We start from the raw sequence: 19,710 nt of genomic DNA, 5'->3' as shown, positions 1-19,710 counted from the left end.
TGGCGGCCTTACAGCCGACCAGGATGTTGGATCTGACCGCGGACATATCCGCTCCTGCGGTAACGGCCACCGATGGTTCCGCTCTTACAGCGGGTCACTTTTGGAAAGGCCCAAAAGTAACCAAAAGGCCTTCGCCCCACCACTCGGCACCTCGCCTGCGTTCGGCCAGCGTGGTTTGACGGGGCGCTTCAGATCAAAAGCCAGATCAAGAGCGGCTCGCTTAGCATCGTGGTTACCGTCGATCGCTTCAGAGTTGTGTAGATACCTATGGCTATCGCAGGCAAGCCAGCTTCCACCTTTGCTCTTGTGTTGTGTCAGTGCCGCCATGCCCCTGGATTCACCAGGTTTACCGGCTTTTCGCCAGCCAATGCCGCCAGGAGATTCTCCACCGCACACTTGGCCATCGCCTCCCGCGTCTCATGGGTGGCCGAACCAATATGCGGCGTGGCTACCACATTGTTCAACCGCAACAACGGTGACGCGTGATCCAGCGGCTCCTTCTCAAACACATCCAACCCCGCCGCGCGGATGGTGCGTTGCTGCAACGCCTGCACCAGCGCCGCCTCGTCCACCACCTTGCCTCGGGAGATATTGATAAAAATCGTCTCCGGCCCCATCAGCGCGAATTCTACGGCGCCAATCAACTTCTCGGTCTCAGCGGTCAATGGCAGGGTCAGGCAGACAAAATCAGCCTCTTTGAGCAAGTCCTGCAAGCTGCGGTACTGCGCGCCAAAGCGCGCTTCAACCGCCGGCTTGGGTGAGTGGCTGTGGTAGATCACTGGCATGCCGAAGCCACAATGCCCGCGTTGGGCCAGGGCTTCGCCGATGCGGCCCATGCCGATAATGCCCAGGGTCTTGCCATGTACATCGCTGCCAAAATGCGCCGGGCCGATGTTTTTGTTCCATTGGCCGGCGCGCACCATGTCGGCCAGCTCGACCACGCGCCGGGCGGTGGCCAGGATCAGCGCAAAGCCGGTGTCGGCGGTGGTTTCGGTAAGCACGTCCGGGGTGTTGCTGAGCAGGATGCCGCGTTGGGTCAGGTAATCGATATCGTAGTTGTCGACGCCCACCGAGACGCTGGCCACTGCTTCCAGCTTGGGTGCCAGGTCGAGCAACTGGGCATCCAGGCGCAGGCTTGCACCCAGCAGGCCGTGGGCGGTGGGGAGGGCATCGCGCAGCTTGGCCAGGCCGGTTTCATCCAGAGCGTCAATCAGCGTGACGTCGACCTGCTCGTGCAGGCGAGCCATGAGCGGCGCGGACAGTTTTTTGTACAGCACGACAGATTTTTTCATGAGGTTTTTACCTTCAACTCCAGGGTTGGCGTCGGCGAGCGGTCACTGGCGCCGGGCTTGAGGAAAATCGTCAACACCACGGAAAGCAGCAGCGCTCCGCTCATCAGCAGGTACGAAGCGCCGGGCGAGCCGGTGCTGCTGTTGAGGTAGCCCACCAGGTACGAGCCACCGAACGATCCCAGGGCGCCCATGCTGTTGATCAGCGCCATGGCGCCACCGGCGACGTTGGCCGGGAGGATTTCCGGGACGATGGCGAAAAACGGGCCGTAGGGTGCATACATGCAGGCCCCGGCGATCACCAGCAGTGTGTAGGACCACCAGAAGTGTTCGGCGCCCAGCACGTAGGACGCGTAGAAGGCAATCGACGCAATCAATAGCGGCGGCCAGACAAAACGCTTACGTTTCTGCAGCTTGTCCGAACCCCAGGACACCACGAGCATGCCAATCACCGCCGCCAGATAGGGCAGGGCCGAGAGCCAGCCGGCTTCGACCATGTCCATCTGCAAACCGGCCTTGAGGATTGATGGCAACCACAGCACGAAGCCGTACACGCCAATGCTCCAGCAGAAAAACTGCAACGCGAGAATGATCACCTTGGGCGAACGGAACGCCTCGGCGTAGTTTTTCACGGCCTTGATCCCCACCTGCTCGGCGGCGAGGGCGGTTTCCAGGCTGTGCTTTTCGGCGTCGCTCAGCCACTTGGCATCCTTGGGGCGCTCATCGGCCAGCTTCCACCAGATAAACGCCCACAACACCGCCGGCAGGCCCTCGATGATGAACATCCAGCGCCAGCTGAAATGCTGCACCAGGTAGCCTGACACCACCGACATCCACAGCATGGTGACCGGGTTGCCGAGGATCAGGAACGTGTTGGCCCGTGAGCGTTCGGCACGGGTGAACCAGTGGCACAGGTACACCAGCATGGCCGGCATCACGGCGGCCTCGACCACCCCGAGCATGAAGCGGATGACGATCAGCATGTAGGCGTTGGACACCACGCCAGTCAGCGTCGCCAAGCCGCCCCAGAGGATCAGGCTGACGAAGATCAGTTTCTTGACGCTGCGCTTTTGCGCGTAGATCGCCCCCGGCACCTGGAAGAAAAAGTAGCCAAGGAAAAACAGCGCACCGAGCAGCGAAGACATGCCTGGCGTGATCATCAGGTCTTCGGCCATGCCGGACGCGGCGGCGAAGCCGTAGTTGGCGCGGTCGAGGTAGGCCAGGCTGTAGGTGATAAACACGATAGGCATGATGTACCACCAGCGACGGGTGGCGAGTTTCACGGTTTCCATGGGGTTGCTCCTGAGCTTGTTGTAGTTGTGGCAACAGGTAATGGGTCACGCAACGGATCGAGTGGGTAATTCAGCGCGGGTCGGCAAACCTTCCATATCGCCACGGCTCTGCACGGCGCGGCTGCCGATCCAGTTACCGCGCTGTACGGCCTCGGGGAAGCTCAAGTTTTCCAGCAGGGCGCTGATCATGCCCACGGCAAAGCCATCGCCGGCGCCCACGGTATCCACGACCTTGGCCACCGGTACGGCGGCGACAAAACCCTGGTCCATATGGGTGCGGTAATAGGCGCCCTCGGCGCCGAGCTTGATCGCCACGGCTTCGGCGCCCTGGTCGAGATAGAACGCGGCGATGTCTTCCGGGTCGTCAAAACCGGTCAGCAGGCGACCTTCGCCCAGGCCCGGCAGGACCCAGTCGGCCAAAGCAGCCAGCGCATTGATTTCGCGGATCATCTGCGCCTGGCTGGCCCACAGGGACGGGCGCAGGTTCGGGTCGAACGACACACTGCGTCCGGCCTTGCGCATTTGGGTCATCAGCTCGAACGACAGTGCGCGAGTGGCATCGGACAGCGCTGGCGGAATGCCGGTGGCGTGCAGATGGCGGGCTTGCAGCAGCGTCGGATGGATGGCATCGATGGACAAGTGGCTGGCCGCCGAGCCTCTGCGAAAGTACTCCACTTGAGGGTCGGCGCCGGCCTCTTCCCGGGATTTGAGTTGAAAGCCGGTGGGGTTCAGCGGGTCGACGGCCACATGGTGGCAATCGAGTCCTTCTTTAGTCAGGGTATCGACCACAAAACGCCCGAGGGAGTCGTTACCCACGCGGCTCAGCCAGGCCACGTTGAACCCCAGGCGCGACAGGCCGATGGCGACGTTGCTGTCGGCGCCGGCAATGCGTTTGTGAAACTGCCCGACCTGCGCCAGGTCGCCGGTCTGTTCGGCGACAAACATCGCCATGGTTTCGCCAAACGACAGGATATCGAGCTCAGACATGGGCGTTCTCCACATGGGGTTGGCCAAGGCGGGCCAGGGTCGCGACCTGTTGCGCGGTGACTTCGGTCAGGTCATCGCCCTGCAACGGAAATTCCACTGCCCGGGTAATACCTTGAGTCATGTGTTTAAGCAGTTGTTCCCACAGATGCAGGTCGGTGGCGCCCGGCGGCAAGGCGACGAGCTTGCCATCGGCGCGACGGGCCACGGCCTTGCAGTGCAGGTAATCCACATGCCGGCCCAGCAACCGCGCAGCAGTGAGCGCGGACTGGTCTTGCCACTGCCAGTTACCGATATCGAAGGTCATTTTCACCGGCAGGCCCAGGCGTTCGACTTCGGTAAAAAACCGTTGCATCGGTTCAATGCGCCCACCGTGCAGGGTCTGGTCGTTTTCCACCAGCAGCTTGACCGGGTGGCGATTGAGCAAGGCGTGCAGGCTTTCCAAGTCGTTTGTGTCGGTGAAGTAACCGAGGGACACCTTCAGCCAACCCGAGCCAAAGGCCTGGGCGCGGTCCAGGGTAGCGGCCAGCTCGGCATTGGGCTGGGCTCGGCCGGCGACCCAGAGTTCCAGGGGCGAGGAAAACACGCTGTCCAGGCCTTGCGCGGCAGCGGCCTGGGCCAGGGTGGCGGGGTGTTCGTCGGTCAGCAGCTCCTCACGCCATTCAATGCGCTGGGCACCGGCAGCGCTAAGCAATGCGACAAAACTCAATTGGCCCTGCTGGCGAACCAGGTCGGCGCCGTAGCTGGAAAGGCTGATGGAGACGGGGTATTTATGCATTGTTGTTTACCTCTGAAACCGGTTTCATTTTTATCGACAAGAACACACTGACTGCTTGTGGCGAGGGTCATAAGGGGGCGTCGAGCCGCGGATAATCAGCTCGGGTAAAAAATCCAGGGTGCGGGTGGGGGCGGTATCGCCGCGCAGGCGCTTGAGCAAACAGTCGAAGGCGCTGGCGCCAATCGCTTGCGTCGGTTGGGCGAGGGCGGTGATGCCGTTGCCCACCAGCGGGTACCAGTCCAGGTCATCCAGGGCGATCAAGCCCACCTCGCCGAACAGGTCGCAGCCCAGCGCCTTGAGCACCCGGGTGCAGGCCAGTGCGGCCACGCCGTTGGCGCAAAACAGTGCCTTGGGGCCGGGTTTGGCGAGAAAGGCTTGCAGACGCTTTTCCAGGTTGCCATCCAGTTCAACCACGGCGCCTGTCAACGCCGGGCGCTTGGCAATTTCGTGATTGAAACTCTCCAGGCGCTCCAAACGTGAACTGGTGCCGTCGGTGGTCTCGCTTACGAGCAGCACGTCGCGGTAACCCTGCAGCTCCAGGTGTCCCACCGCCATGCGCACCGCCGCCGGGTTATCCAGGCCCACCAGGTCGCTGTGCAGCGGCGCGACCTTGCGGTCCACCAGCACCAGGGGCATTTCCTGTTGCAGCTCCAGCAGTTGGTCGAGGTGATGGCCCAGGGTGTTCACGATCAAGCCTTCGATGTTGTACGAGCGCAGCGCCGCCAGGTGTTGGCGCTCTTGCTCGTCATCACGGTCGGTGTTGCACACCACCAGGCTGTAGCCGTGCTGACGGCAGGCGGTTTCGACGCCGTGCATCACGGCAATGGAATAGGGGTTGCGGATATCGGCCACCAGCATGCCGATCAGGCGGGTGCGGCCACGTTTCAAACCACGGGCCATCTGGTTGGGGCGGTAGCCAAGCTGTTCGATGGCTTGCTCGATGCGCAGCGCGATCGCGTCGGAGAGCAGGGCGCGGTCATCGCCGATAAAACGCGACACGCTGGCTTTGGACACGCCGGCGCGTTGGGCGACGTCGAGCATGGTGACACGGGTGCGCTGGGCGGCGGAAAAAGGAGTCACGGTCGCGGGCCTTTCTTATTGGAGTTTTCTGGGCCTCAGTCGGGAATACCCGGGCTGAAACCGGTTTCAGGAAACCTCAAGTCAACCGTTTCGTCAAGCATCCGATGTGGGTGGAATCAGCTACCAAGCGACGAATGGCAGTGCCTACCTGTTAGTTCTGACAGTATTCGATACCGCAGATTGCGCGTTTAATTGGTCACAGGCACGCCTTTGGGGTGTAGGTACAAGCGGTCTGACGGGAGAGTCTGATGAGCGCTCAAAAAACCACTGGAAGTAGACTTTCACGCAACGGCATTTTCCGATTGGTCGATATAGAGGTGCCCATCCTGGATGATGCTAATCCGCCGATTCCTGAGGGTTATATACCTCATCAATATCTTGATACCGATCTTGTTGTGCGCATTCCGCAACTGTGGGATGACGCTGCGCAGGCCGGTGAATTCAATATTGTCGAAATCGTTTGGTCACGCAGCGGAGGCGAAGGTGTCCCTCCTTTCAAGGAGCGGTGGGATGGCCCCATTACCAAGCCTTTCCCTTTTTCCGTCACCGTGCCGCGCGACTATCTGGAAAATGACGGTACCGTCCGGCTGGCTTATCGGATCACCGACGAAACCGGTATACCCACAACCTCGGACTTCCGTACCCTGGTAATTGACCGGACGCCGCCAAACAATAACGTTACGCCGCCAACGCCTGCCTTCCCGGTGGGTACGATAGATGAGGACTACGCGGCCCGGCATCGCACAGTCGATTTGGTATTGTCTGCTTACCTCGGCCGGCGGGCTTATGACAGGGTTTATTATTATATTTCGGACCAAAGTCCTCCACCTGATAGTGCTCCGAGTGGCTATGTAGAGTTTCCCGACGAAAATAGCCCACTTGTTATTCCCATTCTTGTGGATTTGTTTCGCCTGTACCGCAACGGAACTCAATACGTTCACCTGCGCCTTCAAGATCGCTCCGGTAATCGAGGCCCCAGGTCCGACCAGTCGCCCGTTGAAGTCCGATTAAAGGAAGCACCCTCAGACCTCAAACCTCTTGTCATCCCTGCCATGGCAAGTGGCTTGATCAATCGGCACGATGCACGGATTGGTGTGGTGGCCAACGTTCAGTATGACAACTGGAATGCTCGCGATCTTGTCACCATTCGGTGGGGCAGTACCCTGCTTGATGCGCAGGAGGTTACCGAGATGCCGTTCGGCGCCGGTATCCCGTGGTCGAAGTTGATAGCGATGGGCATGGGGTTTGCAGAAGGTTCGGCCACCTACACCATTACACGGTACGGCAGCAATACGCCCACGTTGCCCAGCCCCCCTACGTTAATCCGTTGGGACTTCAGGGTGGCAGGGCAAGACCATATCAACGCCCCCGCGTTGCTTAACCTCGACTTGCCAACAGTGACTGTGTTTGGCGAGGGCTCGAAGACGGACAACCATATTGATATACGTGATAAGGATCAGCGCGTATATGCCAGCGTCCTGCTTTATCACCAGCCTCGTGATGGTGAGGTGTTGGAGTTGTTCTGGGGGGGCTTCCCCAGTATGGATAAGCCGGTGGCAAGTTATATTGTGGATACCGGTAGTGGCGATGCTGAAGGCGTACGCGTGACGTTCAGTGATATTCCCTGGCAGGTGATTGTCGATGCAGGGAATGATGAAAAACTACGAGTGTACTACTCGACATTCAACGGCGTTAATGAGCAGCTTTCCAATTTTACTGAAGTCATGGTCGATGTTGTCCCTCCACAGGTATTAAGGCGTGTTGAGTTTCCAAGTGCCAATAGCAATATGTTTATAGGCTGTGACGCTAACCCGGCTATGTGGGATCACATACCTGTCCAGATTCTTCCGGAAACGGTCTTTCGCAAAGATGACGATCTTGTCGTGGAGTGGCAGGGCTATGAAGAGTTTGCGGGAGGGGGACAGGCGATTACATCAACTGCGGATACCCTGACGCATCGGCTGACTGAAGAAGAGGCGAAAAAAGGTTATACCTTCGAACAACGCAACTATGACGAGAAGATTAAACCCATCAAGTCACCAGATCCCCAGAGCCCGGGAAGTTCGGTGTCGGTTATCTATACGTTGTGGCGCAAAAACAGAGTGATAGGTTCCTCAAGATTACGCTATGCAAAAATTGATCGTAAAAGAGTGGGCAATATCTATTGCGGGCCGAATGGTGATGGCCCTGAAGACTAGAGGTATAAGCCGACTTGAGTAGTTGGTCGTCGATGTAAGTTGCAGCGTTTGGCAGTGGCAGCGCAACAGTTGTTCTATTTGAAACGTGTCTTGTTTCGAAGGCATGTGTTTGTTCGATTGTCTTGGTGTTACTCAGTGCAAAAGGAGAATACAGATGGCAACGTTGAGTAAGAAACAAAAGGCCGCCATTGCATCGCGCAAGGCCAATAAAGAACTGCTGTGCCAGCGCAGGGCGGGTGTGCTGGCGATGCCCCTGCCCACGTTTGATGCGTTGAATAATGATGGGTTGATTACTAAGGAGGCGTCGAAGAAACCGCTTACTGTAACCTTCGATATTGCGCAGTTTGCAGCGGACGAAGGTCTTGACCCTGCAATCACCAGACTCGCAGTTCATATGCGCGGTAAAGGCGCAACGAACTGGGGGGCGCCGATGTACATTGTAGACTTTAACCCAGCTTTTCCTGGCCACGAGCCTATTGGTCAACCGTTCACCCGTGATATTCCGGCGGCCCGTTTGGTGGAAGGGGAGCATGAGGTCGGCTATGTCATTCATGAAGGTAACTCGCAGACGGGATTGTTAAGAGGTGCTCCCCTGGAGGTCGACCTTACCCCGCCAGAAGACCCCAGGCACCCGGCAGCGCCCTTGTTCCCTGCTTATTTGGAGTCGAAAGGTGAAATTACTGAGCAGGATGTGGACGATCACCCAGCCGGGATGGAATGTACATTTCGCGACTATCCCATCTCTCGGCGCGCCGGTGATGATATCGAAGTCTTTTTTTCATCGGAATTTTCTTCACAGCTGTCTGAGCCTATTGACACCTTTCCTGTGGACGACTCGTTGAGTTTTACGCTGCCGTGGAACCTGATTACTGGTAATAAAGGAGGGCAGAACTACTTGTTCTACCGCCTGTGGGATCTTGCAGGGAATGTCAGCAAAGACTCGGTACCTGCGCGAATTGAGTTGAACCTGACACCAGCCCCTGATCCGCAGGAAGCCTATGTGCCGTTGGCGCTTCTTCCTGGTGACGGGCTGCTTGATTTACAAGACCTTTATGAGCCGAACGGGGTTTTCATTGCTATTCCAGAATATGAAAATAATTTAACCGACATTGACGTGATCGAATTGACCATCGGCACGCAGGCTCCGGAACGTTTTGACGTTAAGCTTTATCTGCCTTTTCCGTTAATGCTGCCTGTCGGCAGTGATACTCTTTTGGCCCATTATGGTGGAGGTGCTGGCGAGATTCCCATGACCATCGACTATTTTGTTGATCGCAATGGGACATCAACCGATGCGCCTACTCACACTATTGATGTCGATTTTTCTGCGCCTGGCCCTGCTCCGGGTGAAGATCCGGAAAACAGTTTGCTCGCGCGCGTGCGGGTCTTCGGCGTTGACCCGACTAAGGAAAATGAGCTCACAGACGCTGACTTCAATAGGGACGCGACTATCGAGACCGTGCTTTGGAGCACCCCTCTTCCCGCGCCGGGTACGATAATCAAATGGTATTGGGGGGATCTGGCCCACAAGTTTGATGAGTTGACACTGACGAACGAAGGGGGCGGTGACACTCTTACGCGAACGGTGCCTTGGTCAATCATTCGTGAAATCGGCAATAGAACGCTCCCAGTGTTCTATACGCTGGGATGGCCGACTAATGACAATACCCAGCGCTCACTTGCGCAGAATGTAGTTGTGGCGGCCAACAAAGTCGTATTGGAAGAGCCAAGGTTCGTCAAGGCGACCGCATTTTTGGCGTGTACCGACCTCAATCGAGCGACTCGCGAGGCGACGGTCAGGGTTCCTGGTAATACAGTGTATTTCCAAGAGCACATGGTCGTTCGATGCGAATTCCGCGTATTCAGTGACATTACCGGAGACACTCAGTTGGGCAATACACTGGCCCTAAGCTCGTTGCCGCTGACGCCCGATATGGTTTCCAACGGTTTCGACATAAAGATCCCCTATACGGCCCTTCGGCCAGCGGCGCGCAATTCGGTGGACTTTCACTATTTTGTGCCGATCCCGGGAGAAGGAGAGCAGCCTTCGGTAAGAGCCTGGACCCGTACACGGTTCACCGACTTGAACGGGTTTTTTTGCGAGGAGCAACCACCCACTGCATTGGAAGACGGCCTGGTAGAACAATAGACTGCGGACTGCGGGGTGCTTCGGCACCCTTCGGTTGCACTGCACGCGCTTTGCACTTTCACACAGCTAATCTCCCCATCTCTATCCTTATGTTCGGATTAATCCTACATATTAGGGTAAGCCTGATCTGTAACTTTGCGGCCTTGAATGGCCTGGCTCCACCCCTCTGGAAATAGGCCGAACAGTTCCGTTCTGGAATGCCTGTTAAATGAGTGGTGTCTTGTGAAGATCAATTCGTACTTTAAATTAAAACCCTTGGTTGCAATGATGCAGGTGCCATCTGTTGTGACCTTGTTGCTTCTGGCGCCAAATGCTCATGCTCGGTTGATCGAAAATGGCACCGAAACCATCCGGCACGATGATTATATCGATACCTTTGAATTGCAAAATGCCACGCTTAACGTCATACGGGGCTGGACGCAGGCCATTTATGCTAATGCCTCGAACCTGAATGTCAGCGCGGACAGTACGATCCTGGGGACGGTCGTCGCTCAGAACGGCTCTAATGTGGCTGTCGATAACAGTCGTGTCACTGCTTCCGGGGCTTACGAAACTGGCGTAACGCTGCTCAGCAGCACTGCGCAGATCAACGACAGTATGATTTCCAGTGCCGATTACCATGGTTTACTGGTGAGCAAATTTACAAACTCAACCGATATATCCACCGCGACGGTCAATGGCAGTGTCCTGGTGGGAGCAACCGGTGGTGCAGTTGTTACTGGTGGCAGTGCGTTGGAGTTGGTGCGCAGTCAGTCAATCGGCACGGGCGCCGACAGCTTTGGGTTGAGGTTGGAGAGCTCGGCGGCACGGGCGTCTGGGAGCAATATTTCAGGCGGACGTAACGGTATTGAAATGTCGTTTGACCGGCATGCGCCCGGGCCTAATACCCTTATCCTGGACGATTCTCATGTCACCGGTACCACAGGTGCTGCGTTGCTCGTAGACGGTGCTCGGGGCCAGGGTGCGGTGGCGAATATCGAGGTACGCAACGGTTCGACGCTCACCGGTGGTAATGGCAACTTGCTGGAAGTCAAAGGCGGCTCGACGGCGAATATGAATATCGCCAATAGCCAGCTCAAGGGCGATGTCGTTGTCAGCAGTGGTAGCCAGGCTCACCTTCAGCTCACTGATCTCGCCTCATTGACTGGCCGCCTGGAAAACGTTTCGTCGTTGAGTCTTGGCGAGCAATCCATGTGGGTCATGACCGGCAATAGCCAGGTGGGTGATTTGCGCCTTGCCGATAGCACGGTCAAGTTTGGGGATAGCGATGCGTTCTATCAACTTGACCTCAAGAGCTTGTCGGGCCAAGGCACTTTTGTCATGGGCACTGATTTCGCTCAGGGCCTGACGGACTTCCTGAATATTACGGGTGACGCAACCGGCCATCACGACCTGTTGCTTACCAGCAGCGGTACAGAACCGGTAAACCCAGGTGATGTGCATATCGTTCACACGGGTGGCGGTGACGCACAGTTTGCGCTGGTAGGCGGTAATGTGGATGTTGGGGCCTGGTCCTATGGCCTCCGGCAAGACGGTAATGATTGGTTCCTTGACCCGAATAATCGCACTGTCAGCCCAGGCACCCGGTCGGTATTGGCCTTGTTCAACACTGCACCAACCGTGTGGTATGGCGAGATGACATCTTTGCGTAGCCGCATGGGAGAGATTCGGCATAACGGCGCCGCAGCCGGTGGTTGGTTGCGTGCCTATGGCAATAAATATGAGGTCAGTGGTGGTGATGCGGGTGCCTATGAACAAAGCCAGCGCGGGTTCTCCTTGGGGGCGGATACCCCCTTGGGAGAAGGCCAATGGCTGCTGGGGGTAATGGCGGGCCATAGTACTTCTGATCTGGATCTCAGTCGGGGTACTTCGGGTAGTGTGCAGAGTTACTACGCAGGTCTGTATGCCACTTGGTTGGATGAGGAGAGTGGTTACTATTTTGACGGCGTCATCAAAGCCAACCGCTTGAACAATGATTCCACTGTCGGTTTGAGCGACGGCAGGCAAGCGAAGGGCAAATACAGTACAAATGCCTTGGGTGCGTCTGTGGAAGCGGGCCGTCATATCAAGCTGGATAATGATTTCTTTATCGAGCCTTTCGCCCAAGCGTCCGTGGTTACAGTACAAGGCAAGAGCTATAGCCTGGACAATGGTCTCAAAGCCAAGGGTAGCCACACCGACTCCGTGCAGGGCAAGTTGGGGGTGACAGTAGGCCGCGACTTTATGTTGGATGACGGCAGTATGCTTCAGCCTTACTTGCGTGGTGGCGTTGCCCACGAATTTGCCAAGAGCAACAAGGTGTCGGTCAATAACCAGACATTTGACAATAATCTGTCGGGGTCTCGTGTCGAGGTCGGCGTGGGTGTCGCCCTGACACTGTCCCAAAATATGCAATTGCATGCAGATTTTGACTACGGCCAAGGCAAGCACGTGGATCAGCCATGGGGGGCAAATTTCGGCGTGCGATATAGCTGGTAATCAGGCAGTGCCACTGGATTTCAACGATGCTTGAAAACGCCCCGAGGTTCGGGGCGTTGACTTTCATGCCGGGGTTTATCGAGGTTGAACGGTATTGACACGGGTAGGTCTGCGCCGCGTGGTTCTATCGAGGCTGAACAGCATTTGCACACGCAGTTCTTGGTTGTTGACGTCCATAAGATAGACGTCGAGTGCGCCTGTGACCGTATGGTCGTCGGAATTATGAAAGAATTCGACGGTGCCTCGATGTGCTTGATAAGCCGGGAGGGGCGTTTCATTAATGGTCATCAGGATGACGGCTAACTGATGTTCGTCACTGTCTTTCTCCAACTGATAACGGCCGGAGTCCGTGGTAGTGGGGTACTTGAAAATGACCACCTGTCTTGACGTTTCTGTGGGCGGTATCTTCATGGCGCCTTCCGCCAGCCAGAAGTTGTTTTTCAATTCATGTTTGCGAAAGTCCGCCTTGAAGTTTTCGCTTCCGATCGAACCTTGAAAAAAACGTTCTGCGGATTCGTGGCGGGCAGCTTTTCGGGCATTGGCATTGCTCATGGTACGGTTCTCCTGCGATGGGCGGTACGTGTGTGTGCGATGAGGGCGGTTTTGATTAATCGTTGGCACGGGAGCTGATTTCAGGGACAGGTTGTCAACCACGAGGAAGGTGGTGCCTATCACTTCTAAGGTGATCTCAGTCACGCCTGCAGGGATGGTCAGCGACGACGTGTAATTATCCCAGTCGCCACCCCCCCGAAGTTCTATCTGTGGCGTGTTACCGGGTGCAATATGGAACATCGCGAAACCGTGCCCTTCGGTTGGCGTCATGGCATCGATGGAAAAATCATAGGTCTGGCCGGGTGTGACCGCGATCTCTTGTTCGATGGACCCCCCGAGGTTTGCCTGGCACTCGTTGTCGGAAAATGTCACGGAGGAGCCCACTGGCCGGTTGGCTATCCAATGATCGCCGTTGTCGGCGAAATCACCGTTACGGATCAACTCGACAGGGACGACCACGCCGCCGTCTTCCACCAGATGGAGGCTATCGAACCAGACGTCGCCAGCATCACCCATCAGTTGTAGCGTCAGCCCGGTGGTGCCGGTAGGTGGGCGAAAGGTGCTCACATGATGGGTCCAGCCATGGTTCCCTGTTAGCGTGATTGTTTCAGTCGCCCCCGAGGGCTGCCATACCAGTCGGGCTGACCCGGCGCCGTTATAGGTAATCAACGTGTACAGGCTGAAAGAGTAGGAGGCGGTATCGGAAACCGATATGTCTTGTTCCGCCCGGCCTCGCCCCGTGATCACGCAATGCTGGCGGGAAAAATCAACTCGGCCTGGAGCGGTGGCAGTAACGTTCCAATAGCGTTCACGATGGGCGAAGTTGCCATTGAGCACCAAGTTACTGTTCATTGGTTGTGTTGACATGGATCAGCCCCGTGCCCTTGGATGGGTTGGTTGTGAGCGATTCAATTCAGCGCCATAAGCACGCGCTGCACAACTGTCAGAACTAACAGGTTTGCCGGTCCATTCGTCGGTTTTTCTTTACCCATACGCTTAGCCAGGCCTAGCCAAACAACCCTGCCGCAATATTGATTGAGAACCCCAGGATCGCGGTATTGAACAGAAACCCGATCAACGATTGCCCCAGCACCACTTTACGCAAGCTACGGGTGGCAACACCCACGTCCGATGTCTGCACGGCCACGCCGATGGTGAAGGAGAAATACAGGAAGTCCCAATAATTGGGGGTGAGCAAGCCCTCGGCAAAGCGCAGCGCCGGCTCCTTGCCTTGCCAGGTGTAATAGAGCCTGGCGTAGTGCACGCTGAAAATCACCCCGATCAGCAGCCAGGAGCCGATCACTGTCAGCCCGGTAAAAGCGTAATGCAGCAGACGTTCGGAAGTGGCCAGGTCCTTGCTGCCCACCAGTTCGAAGGTGATGGTGGCCAGGCTGGCGATGGCGGCGATGCACACCATGAACAGCACCAGGCCGGCGTTCTCGTCTTCGACTTCGGCGATGCGCTTGACGTCTTCGGCCTTGGCGCGAATGGTCAACCAGAGCATCAGTATCAGGTAGGTCCAGACCCCGGCGTTCCAGCCGATCAGGATTTTGCTGGCAAGGGTGTCGGCCGGCACCAGGAGGCCGACCGCAAGGCCCAGTACGGCGGCGGATGAGAGGCGAGGGTGGGTGCGGGCGAGGAAGGGCATGGTGGCTCACAAAGAACGCTGGAAACCATAGCCTATCCCTGTAGGAGCGAGCGTGCTCGCGAAAAACTTCAAAACACCGCGTGCATCCAGACGGCCCGCGTTATCGTTGACGATCTTCGCGAGCAAGCTCGCTCCTACAGTGTGGGCATTACTGGCGCTTGCGCACCAGCTTCATCACCACCACGAAGAACACCGGCACAAACACCACCGCCAATGTCGCCGTGATCATTCCGCCAATCACACCGGTGCCAATCGCCTGCTGGCTGGCCGAGCTGGCCCCCGTAGCAATCGCCAATGGCACCACGCCGAGGATGAATGCCAGGGACGTCATGATGATCGGGCGCAGTCGCAACCGTGCCGCTTTCAAGGTGGCGTCGATCAAATCCTCGCCCTGGTCATACAGGTCCTTGGCGAACTCGATGATCAGGATCGCGTTCTTCGCCGACAGGCCGATGATGGTGATCAAGCCGACTTTGAAAAATACGTCGTTGGGCATCCCGCGTAGCGACACGGCCAACACCGCACCCAGTACCCCCAGCGGCACCACCAGCAACACTGAGGTGGGAATCGACCAGCTTTCATACAGCGCGGCCAGACACAGGAACACGATCAGCAGCGACAGGCCCAACAGCAGCGGGGCCTGGGAACCGGACAAGCGCTCCTGCAACGACAAGCCCGTCCATTCCTGGCCCAGCCCGGCGGGCAGTTGGCTGACCAGACGCTGGATTTCGTTCATGGCCTCGCCAGTGCTGTGCCCCGGCGCCGCTTCGCCGCTGATGGCGATGGCCGGGTAGCCGTTGTAACGGGTCAACTGCGTGGGGCCCTGGGTCCACTTGGCTTCGACGAAGGCTGAGAGCGGCACCATCTTCCCGGCGTTGTTGCGCACGTGGATTTTCATCAGGTCGGCCACCTGGCTGCGCTGGTCGCCTTCGGCTTGCACCACCACGCGCTGCATACGGCCCTGGTTGGGGAAGTCGTTGATATACGCCGAACCTATCGCCGACGACAGCACGTTGCCTACGTCGGCAAACGACACACCCAGGGCGTTGGCCTGCTTGCGGTCCACTTCCAGCTGCACTTGTGGTGCTTCAGCCAAGGCGCTTTCACGCACGTTGGCCAGGATCGGGCTTTTCGCTGCAGCGTCCAGCAATTCGGTACGTGCGGCCATCAACCCGGCGTGGCCGACGCCACCGCGGTCCTGCAAACGGAACTCGAAACCACTGGACGTGCCCAGGCCGTCTACCGGTGGCGGCAGGATTGCATAGGCAATCGCGTCCTTGAGCTCGCTGAAGGCTATGTTCGCGCGATCGGCGATCAAGGAAGCGGAGTCATCGCTGCCACGTTCTGACCAGTCCTTGAGCGTGGTAAACGCCAGCGCGGCGTTTTGCCCGGAACCGGAGAAGCTGAAGCCCATGATCATGGTGGTATCACCCACCCCAGGCTCGCCTGCGTTATGTGCCTCGATCTGTTCGGCCACCTGCACCGTACGGTTCTTGCTGGCGCCCGGCGGCAACTGGATATCAGTGATGGTGTAGCCCTGGTCTTCCACCGGCAGGAACGAGGAGGGCAGGCGGCTGAACAACAGGCCCATGCCCACCAGTAATACCAGGTAGATCAGCAGGTAGCGGCCGCTGCGCTTGAGGGCATAGGCCACCCAACCTTCGTAACGGTTGGTGAGTTGGTCAAAGCGCTGGTTGAACCAGCCGAAGAAACCACCCTTGGCATGGTGCTCGCCCTTGGCAATCGGCTTGAGCAAGGTGGCGCACAGTGCCGGGGTCAAGGTCAGGGCCAGGAAAGCGGAGAACAGGATCGAGGTGGCCATCGACAGTGAGAACTGCTGGTAGATCACGCCCACCGAACCCGGCATGAAGGCCATCGGCAGGAACACCGCCACCAGCACCAGGGTAATACCGATGATGGCCCCGGTGATCTGGCCCATGGCTTTCTTCGTCGCCTCTTTGGGCGACAGGCCTTCGGTGGCCATGATGCGCTCGACGTTTTCCACCACCACGATGGCATCGTCCACCAGGATGCCGATAGCCAATACCATGCCGAACATGGTCAGCACGTTGATCGAGAAGCCCAGCAGCAACATGGTGGCGAAGGTGCCCATCAGCGCGATCGGCACCACCAGCGTGGGAATCAAGGTGTAGCGCACGTTCTGCAGGAACAGGAACATCACCGCGAACACCAGCGCCATCGCCTCCAGCAAGGTGTAGATCACCTTGGTGATCGAGACTTTGACAAAGGGCGAAGTGTCGTAGGGAATCTTGTATTCCACATTGGCAGGGAAGTAGCGCGACAACTCGTCCATTTTCGCCCGCACCAGCGTTGCGGTACTCAATGCATTAGCGCCGGGCGACAATTGCACGCTGACGGCGGTAGACGGCTTGCCGTTCAGGCGGGTGGAGAACTGGTATTCCTGGCTGCCGACTTCCACCCGTGCCACATCGCCGATGCGCACGGTGGAGCCGTCGGGGTTGGCCTTGAGCACGATGTCGGCAAACTCCGCCGGAGTGGACAGTTGCCCCTTGACCAGCACCGCCGCGGTGATCTCCTGGGTGTGGGTGCCCGGCAAGTCACCGATGCTGCCCGCTGAGACCTGGGCGTTCTGGGCGCTGATCGCGGCGTTGACGTCGGCCGGCGTGAGGTTGAAACCGATCAGCTTCTGCGGGTCGATCCAGATACGCATCGCTCGCTCGGCGCCATACAACTGGGCCTTGCCGACCCCGTCCAGGCGCTTGAGCTCGTTCATCACGTTGCGCGCCAGGTAATCACTGAGCGCCACGTCGTCAAGCTTGCCGTCGTTGGACGTCAATGTGACCAACAGCAGGAAACCGGCGGAGACTTTTTCCACCTGCAAGCCTTGCTGAGTCACGGCCTGGGGCAGGCGCGGCTCGACGACCTTGAGGCGGTTCTGCACATCCACCTGGGCCATTTCCGGGTCTGTGCCCGGCTGGAACGTGGCGGTAATGGTCGCCGAGCCCAGGCTGCTCTGGGATTCGAAATACAGCAGGTGGTCGGCGCCGTTGAGCTCTTGCTCGATCAGGCTGACCACGCTCTCATCCAGGGTCTGGGCCGAGGCGCCGGGATACACCGCGTAGATTTCCACCTTGGGTGGCGCGACGTTGGGGTATTGCGCCACCGGCAATTGCGGGATCGCCAGGAAGCCCGCCAGCAGAATAAACAGGGCCACCACCCAGGCGAAGATCGGGCGGTCAATAAAAAACTGCGGCATGACGGGTTATTCCTTTACGAGCGGGCTGTCGTCCACTTCAACTTTTTCACCGGGGCGTGCGTGTTGCACGCCCTCGACGATAATGCGGTCGCCGGGCTTGAGGCCGCTGGTGACGATCCAGCGGTTGTCGATCACCGCACCCAACTCCACCGGTTGCTGGCTGACGGTCTGTTCGGCGTCCAGCAGCAACACCATCGGGATACCAGCGCTGTCACGGGTGATTGCGCGTTGCGGCACGCTGATACCTTGTTTGTCCACGGCCTGTTCCACGCGCACCCGCACAAAGCTGCCGGGCAACAGGTCGAGGTCCGGGTTGGGGAACTCGCTGCGCAGGATGATCTGCCCGGTGCCCGGGTCGACGCTGATGTCAGCGAAGAGCAATTTGCCTGGCAACGGGTACAGGCTGCCGTCGTCCTGGATCAAGGTGGCCTTGGCCTGGTCCTGGCCGACCTGCTTCAAGCTGCCGGCACGAAAGGCGCGGCGCAGGTCGTTCAGCTCACGGGTGGACTGGGTGAGGTCGGCGTGGATCGGGTCCAGTTGCTGGATAATCGCCAGCGGCGTGGCTTCGTTCTGGCCGACCAGCGCGCCTTCGGTCACCAGGGCGCGGCCAATGCGCCCGGAAATCGGTGCGGTCACGGTGGCATAGCCCAGGTTCAGCCTGGCACGCTCGACGGCGGCCTTGTTGGCGGCCACTTCGGCGTTGGTCTGGCGCAGGGCGGCGCGGGCGTTGTCGTACTCCTGGCCGCTGATGGCGTTGCCTTCGACCAGTTGGCTGTAGCGCTGTTCTTGCAGGCGCGCCTGGAACGCATTGGCCTCGGCCTTGCTCAGGTTGGCCTGGGCACTGTCCAGGTCGGCCTTGAACGGCGCCGGGTCAATACGGAACAACACGTCGCCTTGCTTGACGTCGTGGCCTTCGTTGAACACCCGCTGCATGACCACCCCGGCGACCCGGGCGCGTACTTCGGCGATACGCGGTGCGGCGATGCGCCCGCTCAGTTCGCTGGTAATTGAGAGGGGCTTGGCCTGCAGGGTTTCGATCCGCACTTTGGCCAGGGGCATTTGTGGCGCCTCGTCTGCCGACTGACCACACGCGCTCAGCGCCAGTGTGAGGGCCAACAGGCAAAACGGCGCAAATAGATTCTTCGACATGCTCTTATCCCAATATTGACTGGCGCATCCTAGGGGCACCTGCGCCGTGGTGCTGTGAAGCTGTGTAGCGGGTCTGTGAAGAAGTGTAAGGTACGGCGCGCAGGGCGTCGGGGGCGTATATCCTTGCACAATCCTGCAACACACCAACAAACAGCATTATTTGGAAACACCATGCCCAACATCCTCCTGGTGGAAGACGACGCCGCACTCTCCGAGCTGATTGCCAGCTACCTGGAACGCAATGGCTACCACGTCAGCGTGCTCAGCCGCGGCGACCATGTCCGTGAACGCGCACGCCTGAACCCGCCGGACCTGGTGATCCTCGACCTGATGCTGCCGGGCCTCGACGGCCTGCAGGTGTGCCGTTTGCTGCGCGCCGATTCGGCGGGGCTGCCGATCCTGATGCTGACCGCCCGCGATGACAGCCACGATCAGGTTCTGGGGCTTGAGATGGGCGCCGACGACTACGTGACCAAACCCTGCGAGCCGCGCGTATTACTGGCCCGGGTGCGCACATTGCTGCGTCGCAGCAGCCTGTCCGAACCCCAGGTGGCCAGCGACCAGATCGTCATGGGCAACCTCTGCATTGATCTGTCCGAACGCACCGTGACCTGGCGCGAACAGGCGGTCGAGCTGTCCAGTGGTGAATACAACCTGCTGGTGGTGCTGGCCCGGCATGCCGGCGAAGTGCTCAGCCGCGATCAGATCCTGCAACGCCTGCGCGGTATCGAGTTCAACGGTACCGACCGTTCGGTGGACGTGGCCATCTCCAAGCTGCGACGCAAGTTCGACGACCATGCGGGCGAGGCGCGCAAGATCAAGACAGTGTGGGGCAAGGGGTATCTGTTCAGCCGTTCCGAGTGGGAATGCTGAAT

13 protein-coding genes are annotated in these 19,710 nt (G+C 58.5%); 4 read left to right on the top strand and 9 right to left on the bottom strand.

What is annotated here, in order from left to right; genetic code table 11:
• Window positions 1-314: 314 nt before the first annotated feature.
• Genes AC1RAC_RS04215 through AC1RAC_RS04195 form a run of 5 tightly spaced genes read right to left on the bottom strand, consistent with a single transcriptional unit; the run spans window position 315 to window position 5,423 of the window.
• Window positions 315-1,292, bottom strand: a complete 978-nt coding sequence (locus AC1RAC_RS04215; RefSeq protein ID WP_492616286.1) for a 2-hydroxyacid dehydrogenase — start codon at window positions 1,290-1,292, stop codon at window positions 315-317.
• The gene (locus AC1RAC_RS04210) at window positions 1,289-2,581 is read right to left on the bottom strand and encodes an MFS transporter (RefSeq protein ID WP_034127684.1); all 1,293 of its coding nucleotides are present in this window, start codon (window positions 2,579-2,581) and stop codon (window positions 1,289-1,291) included. The genes AC1RAC_RS04215 and AC1RAC_RS04210 overlap by 4 nt, the downstream gene beginning before the upstream one ends.
• 45 nt (window positions 2,582-2,626) lie before the next feature.
• Window positions 2,627-3,568, bottom strand: coding sequence for a sugar kinase (locus AC1RAC_RS04205; protein WP_054897473.1), 942 nt, complete (start codon window positions 3,566-3,568; stop codon window positions 2,627-2,629).
• Window positions 3,561-4,343, bottom strand: a complete 783-nt coding sequence (locus AC1RAC_RS04200; protein WP_054897472.1) for a sugar phosphate isomerase/epimerase family protein — start codon at window positions 4,341-4,343, stop codon at window positions 3,561-3,563. Before AC1RAC_RS04200 ends, AC1RAC_RS04205 begins: the two co-directional genes overlap by 8 nt.
• Before the next feature lie 30 nt (window positions 4,344-4,373).
• Window positions 4,374-5,423: a LacI family DNA-binding transcriptional regulator gene (locus tag AC1RAC_RS04195; protein WP_492616285.1), complete on the bottom strand. Its 1,050-nt coding sequence runs from the start codon at window positions 5,421-5,423 to the stop codon at window positions 4,374-4,376.
• Window positions 5,424-5,671: 248 nt separating this feature from the next.
• On the opposite strand from AC1RAC_RS04195, the gene AC1RAC_RS04190 reads away from it, so the two are divergent.
• The 3 genes from AC1RAC_RS04190 to AC1RAC_RS04180 all read left to right on the top strand — a co-directional run bounded on the left by AC1RAC_RS04190 (window position 5,672) and on the right by AC1RAC_RS04180 (window position 12,248).
• Window positions 5,672-7,621 (top strand): hypothetical protein, encoded by a 1,950-nt coding sequence (locus tag AC1RAC_RS04190; protein ID WP_054897471.1) that lies wholly within the window; start codon window positions 5,672-5,674, stop codon window positions 7,619-7,621.
• 154 nt (window positions 7,622-7,775) lie between these two features.
• Complete coding sequence (locus tag AC1RAC_RS04185; protein WP_492616284.1) at window positions 7,776-9,770, top strand: hypothetical protein; 1,995 nt, start codon at window positions 7,776-7,778, stop codon at window positions 9,768-9,770.
• A gap of 222 nt (window positions 9,771-9,992) precedes the next feature.
• Complete coding sequence (locus AC1RAC_RS04180) at window positions 9,993-12,248, top strand: autotransporter outer membrane beta-barrel domain-containing protein (protein WP_314543949.1); 2,256 nt, start codon at window positions 9,993-9,995, stop codon at window positions 12,246-12,248.
• 75 nt (window positions 12,249-12,323) lie between these two features.
• Here AC1RAC_RS04180 and AC1RAC_RS04175 read toward each other — a convergent pair whose 3' ends face one another.
• The 4 genes from AC1RAC_RS04175 to AC1RAC_RS04160 form a co-directional block, all read right to left on the bottom strand.
• Entirely contained in the window at window positions 12,324-13,667 is a 1,344-nt protein-coding gene (locus tag AC1RAC_RS04175; RefSeq protein WP_139271528.1) for a carbohydrate binding domain-containing protein, read from the bottom strand.
• A 139-nt stretch (window positions 13,668-13,806) separates the two neighbouring features.
• Window positions 13,807-14,448 (bottom strand): DUF1345 domain-containing protein, encoded by a 642-nt coding sequence (locus tag AC1RAC_RS04170; protein WP_054897468.1) that lies wholly within the window; start codon window positions 14,446-14,448, stop codon window positions 13,807-13,809.
• A 148-nt stretch (window positions 14,449-14,596) separates the two neighbouring features.
• Entirely contained in the window at window positions 14,597-17,686 is a 3,090-nt protein-coding gene (locus AC1RAC_RS04165) for a multidrug efflux RND transporter permease subunit (protein WP_492616283.1), read from the bottom strand.
• A 6-nt stretch (window positions 17,687-17,692) separates the two neighbouring features.
• Entirely contained in the window at window positions 17,693-18,835 is a 1,143-nt protein-coding gene (locus AC1RAC_RS04160) for an efflux RND transporter periplasmic adaptor subunit (protein WP_034127674.1), read from the bottom strand.
• Window positions 18,836-19,006: 171 nt separating this feature from the next.
• Here AC1RAC_RS04160 and AC1RAC_RS04155 point away from each other — a divergent pair, with 171 nt between their 5' ends.
• Complete coding sequence (locus AC1RAC_RS04155) at window positions 19,007-19,708, top strand: response regulator (protein WP_003190934.1); 702 nt, start codon at window positions 19,007-19,009, stop codon at window positions 19,706-19,708.
• The last annotated feature ends 2 nt before the right edge of the window (window positions 19,709-19,710 follow it).

The organism is Pseudomonas sp. GW823-FHT02F05 (genome assembly GCF_058797315.1).
The sequence above is the reverse complement of the archived record's forward strand: the minus strand, read 5'-3'. Positions and strand labels throughout refer to the sequence as shown.

Coding starts and splice junctions, on each gene's coding strand:
- AC1RAC_RS04200 (WP_054897472.1), bottom strand. CDS start 4,343: ATGCATAAATACCCCGTCTCCATCAGCCTTTCCAGCTACGGCGCCGAC.
- AC1RAC_RS04185 (WP_492616284.1), top strand. CDS start 7,776: ATGGCAACGTTGAGTAAGAAACAAAAGGCCGCCATTGCATCGCGCAAG.
- AC1RAC_RS04175 (WP_139271528.1), bottom strand. CDS start 13,667: ATGTCAACACAACCAATGAACAGTAACTTGGTGCTCAATGGCAACTTC.
- AC1RAC_RS04165 (WP_492616283.1), bottom strand. CDS start 17,686: ATGCCGCAGTTTTTTATTGACCGCCCGATCTTCGCCTGGGTGGTGGCC.
- AC1RAC_RS04170 (WP_054897468.1), bottom strand. CDS start 14,448: ATGCCCTTCCTCGCCCGCACCCACCCTCGCCTCTCATCCGCCGCCGTA.
- AC1RAC_RS04205 (WP_054897473.1), bottom strand. CDS start 3,568: ATGTCTGAGCTCGATATCCTGTCGTTTGGCGAAACCATGGCGATGTTT.
- AC1RAC_RS04190 (WP_054897471.1), top strand. CDS start 5,672: ATGAGCGCTCAAAAAACCACTGGAAGTAGACTTTCACGCAACGGCATT.
- AC1RAC_RS04155 (WP_003190934.1), top strand. CDS start 19,007: ATGCCCAACATCCTCCTGGTGGAAGACGACGCCGCACTCTCCGAGCTG.
- AC1RAC_RS04215 (WP_492616286.1), bottom strand. CDS start 1,292: ATGAAAAAATCTGTCGTGCTGTACAAAAAACTGTCCGCGCCGCTCATG.
- AC1RAC_RS04210 (WP_034127684.1), bottom strand. CDS start 2,581: ATGGAAACCGTGAAACTCGCCACCCGTCGCTGGTGGTACATCATGCCT.
- AC1RAC_RS04160 (WP_034127674.1), bottom strand. CDS start 18,835: ATGTCGAAGAATCTATTTGCGCCGTTTTGCCTGTTGGCCCTCACACTG.